Consider the following 443-nt stretch of genomic DNA (forward strand, 5'->3'; position numbering starts at 1 on the left):
GACTACTGGGGTATCTAATCCTGTTTGCTCCCCACGCTTTCGCGCCTCAGCGTCAGTTACAGTCCAGAAAGCCGCCTTCGCCACTGGTGTTCCTCCTAATATCTACGCATTTCACCGCTACACTAGGAATTCCGCTTTCCTCTTCTGCACTCAAGCCCAACAGTATCCAAAGCAATTCCCACCTTGAAAGCAGGACTTTCACTCCAGACTTATCAGGCCGCCTACGCGCCCTTTACGCCCAATAATTCCGGACAACGCTCGCCCCCTACGTATTACCGCGGCTGCTGGCACGTAGTTAGCCGGGGCTTCCTCCTTGGGTACCGTCACTTCCTTCGTCCCCTAGGACAGAGGTTTACGATCCGAAAACCTTCTTCCCTCACGCGGCGTTGCTGGGTCAGGCTTTCGCCCATTGCCCAATATTCCCCACTGCTGCCTCCCGTAGG

Annotated in this window: 1 rRNA gene; it reads right to left on the reverse strand. The window is 55.5% G+C overall.

Going from position 1 to position 443, the window contains the following annotated elements:
* A 16S ribosomal RNA gene (locus PGH32_RS24610) occupies positions 1-443 on the reverse strand; the annotation flags it as partial.

The sequence above is a fragment of the Erwinia sp. SLM-02 genome, assembly GCF_037450285.1.
Classification (GTDB): Bacteria; Pseudomonadota; Gammaproteobacteria; order Enterobacterales; family Enterobacteriaceae; genus Erwinia.